This window comes from Mycobacterium sp. E1214, assembly GCF_001666755.1.
In the GTDB taxonomy this organism is placed as follows: domain Bacteria; phylum Actinomycetota; class Actinomycetes; order Mycobacteriales; family Mycobacteriaceae; genus Mycobacterium.
The window spans coordinates 1-2,959 of sequence record NZ_LZJC01000069.1 but is presented as its reverse complement, the minus strand read 5'-3'; the positions used below and the strand labels follow the sequence as shown (position 1 = coordinate 2,959).

The following is a 2,959-nucleotide window of genomic DNA, read 5'->3' as shown; positions in this document are numbered from 1 at the left end:
GCCGCCCGCGCACCAGGGCCGCCGCGTCGGCCGCCAGGGAGCGCAGGATGCCGGCGGCGACGGCGTGCAGGTACAGCTGCACCAGCGCGCCGCGGGCCCGGTTCACCCCGATCGTCGCCCCGAGGGGGAACACCTCGTCCGCTTCGACCGCGACGTCGTGGAAAACCGTGGTGCCGCTCCCGGTTTGCCGTTGACCGATGCCGTCCCAGTCGTCGAGGTGTTCGACGCCGGACCGGTCCACGGGGATGACCACCGCGGTCGGAACGCCGTCGTCGTCCTGCGCGGTGATGCGCAGGTAGTCGGAGAACTGGGCGCCGGTGCTGTAGAACTTCCTGCCGCGCAACCGCAACCCGTCGTCGGTGGCGACCAGCCGAGTGTCCCGGTTGTTGCCGCCGACCGACTTCTGACTCTGCTCGGCGTTCGCGCCGCCGATCAGGCCGCCTTCGGCCACCACCGCGATCCACCGGTCACTGCCCGCGCGCTGCGGTTTCAGCTGCAGCTCCTCGACCAGGGCGTAGTGGATGCGCAGGATGTGCGCCAGATCCGGGTCCGCCGCGGCGAGCGCGACGAGGTGGTCGAAGAATTCCGGCACCGTGTAACCCGCGCCACCGAGTTCGCGCGGCAGCCGCACCGCGCCCAGCCGGTGATCGCGAACGAGTTTCAGGCCGCGCAACGGCGGCTCGGTGCCGCCGTCGGCCAGGCGCAGCCGGTAGTCCGCGGCGATTTCGGCGAGGACGTCCGGAGTTGAAACGTCGGTACCAGAGCCAACGGGCATGCGCGTCAAGACCTTCCACGTGGGGGCCGGTGTTTCCCGGACCAGCCCCACAAGCTAGGCGGCCGCCGGGCCCACCGGCAACGGTTTACACCGTCACAATTTTTAAGGCAGTGGCCCTGTGCCCAGCCGTTTTTCGGCGCCGCCCCCGCGCGACCGTTGCATCGCCGCAGCGCCCACGTAGCCTCGGGATTCGTGTCCTTAACCCTGGGGATCGAGGTCGCCGGCGACGGGATCGGCACCGGCCCGCGTGCGCACGGCATCGCCGCGCTGGCGCGCCGGCTGGAGGCCGCCGGCGTGCATTACTGGGTGGTGGGCGCCGACCGCGGCGAGCAGACCGGCGTCGCGCCCAGCCTCGACCCGTCGCTCGTCGCCACCGTGGCGGCCCGGCACACGGCCGAGCTGGGTCTGGTGGTCGCGGCGTCGACGCACCGCGACCACCCGTACAACTTGGCGCGCCGGCTGGTGTCCGTCGATCACGCCGCCCGCGGGCGGGTCGGCTGGTTCGCCCTCGACGTCGACCGTCGCATCGGGCTCAACGCCGCCGCCGACACCTGGACCGGTGCCACCCTGGAGCCGGCCCACACCACGGAGTCGATCGACGCCGTGCGGATCCTCTGGCGCACTTGGCCATACGCGTCGCTGCGGGGTGACCGCGCGGCCGGCGTCTTCGCCGACATCACCCAGATCCGGCGCGCCGACACCGGCGGCGCCTACCGCATCACCGGGCCCCTGAACGTCCCCGGGTCGGTGCAGGGCGACTTGCCGGTATGGCGGCACCCCGGGCCGGGCGCCCGGGGAGCCGACCTCGTCGTCGTGGAGGACGGTGACCCGGTGCCGTCGGGCGCGGTCGTGCGATTGCGCGAGGCCGACGACGCGGCGCTGACCCGGGTGGCCCGCACGCCGGGGGCGGTCGGTGCGCTGCTGCGGGTGCCGCCCGCGGCGGTGCCGGCGGTGCTCGACGAGGTGCTACCGGCGGCGCGGCGCCGCGGCGCGGTCGCCGCAGCCGGTCGCGGCACGCTGCGCCGCCGGCTCGGGCTGCCCGCGCCCGCCGAGCCCGACCTGTCGACCCACCGGCGCGCTTATGACTCGTCGCCGACCGTGGCGGCGCGGCTGTGAACCCGCGCGAGCGCGGCCTGACGCTCAACGTCAACGTCCTCAACCTCGGCATCCACACCGCGTCGTGGCGCCGCTCCAGCGAGGCCCCCGCGGCGTTCACCGACCCGGACTACTACGTACGGATGGCGCGGATCGCCGAGCGGGGCGCCCTGGACGCGCTGTTCCTGGCCGACGGGCCGGCATTGCGCGACCACCCCGCGCTGCGCCCGTCGCAGGCGCTGGAGCCCAGCGTCATCCTGGCGTCGGTGGCGGCCGAGACCGAGCACCTGGGGCTGATCGGCACGCTGTCCTCGACGTTCAACGACCCGGTGGAACTCGCGCACCGGTTGCTCAGCCTCGACGAACTGTCCGGCGGCCGGTGCGCGTGGAACGTCGTCACCACCTACTCCGAGGCCGCGGGCGGCAACTTCGGCCTGGACGACCTGCCGGACCGGTCCAGCCGCTACCGGCGCGCCGCGGAGTTCGTCGACGTCGTCCTGGCGCTGTGGCGTGACGCCGCCGCCGGTGCCGGCGGCATCGACCATCGCGGCGAATTCTTCGCGGTCACAGGGGCGTTGCCGCAAGGGCCGTCGCCGCAGGGCTACCCGCTGTTGGTGCAGGCCGGGGGCTCACCGCAGGGCCGGGAGCTGGCCGGGCGGGTCGCGGACGCGGTGTTCAGCGCCGAGCTGGACCTCGACGCCGGCCTCGAGCACTACCGGCTGGTCAAGGACGCCGCCGCCGCGCACGGCCGCGGCCGCGACGCGGTCCGCATCCTGCCGGGCCTCATCACCACCATCGGCAGCAGCCGGGCCGAGGCCGAGCGGCGCTATGAGGAGCAGAACGCGCTGCTGCCCGCCGACCACGACGTGCAGCGACTGTCGCAGACCCTGGGTGCGGACCTTTCCGGCCTGCCGCTCGACGAGCCCATCCCGGCGCGCCTGCTGGGCGCGGCGCCGGATTCCGTTGGCTCACTGGGTTTCCGGGAATCGGTCGTGCGCCTGGTCACCCGCCGCGGGTTGACGCTGCGCCAGACGCTGCGTGAGTTCAGTGGGTCCGGGCACCGGGTGATCGTGGGGTCCCCCGTCGACG

At 74.0% G+C, this 2,959-nt stretch carries 2 protein-coding genes and 1 pseudogene; 2 read left to right on the top strand and 1 reads right to left on the bottom strand.

Annotated elements, in window-relative coordinates; genetic code table 11:
* Window positions 1-775 (bottom strand): annotated as a pseudogene (locus A5700_RS07725) (acyl-CoA dehydrogenase); the annotation flags it as partial.
* A gap of 192 nt (window positions 776-967) precedes the next feature.
* On the opposite strand from A5700_RS07725, the gene A5700_RS07720 reads away from it, so the two are divergent.
* Together A5700_RS07720 and A5700_RS07715 are read left to right on the top strand one after the other, a co-directional pair.
* Window positions 968-1,891 (top strand): LLM class flavin-dependent oxidoreductase, encoded by a 924-nt coding sequence (locus A5700_RS07720; RefSeq protein WP_231973935.1) that lies wholly within the window; start codon window positions 968-970, stop codon window positions 1,889-1,891.
* Window positions 1,888-2,959: NtaA/DmoA family FMN-dependent monooxygenase (locus tag A5700_RS07715; RefSeq protein ID WP_068075183.1), on the top strand; the 1,072-nt coding region annotated here is incomplete at its 3' end. The genes A5700_RS07720 and A5700_RS07715, both read left to right, overlap by 4 nt.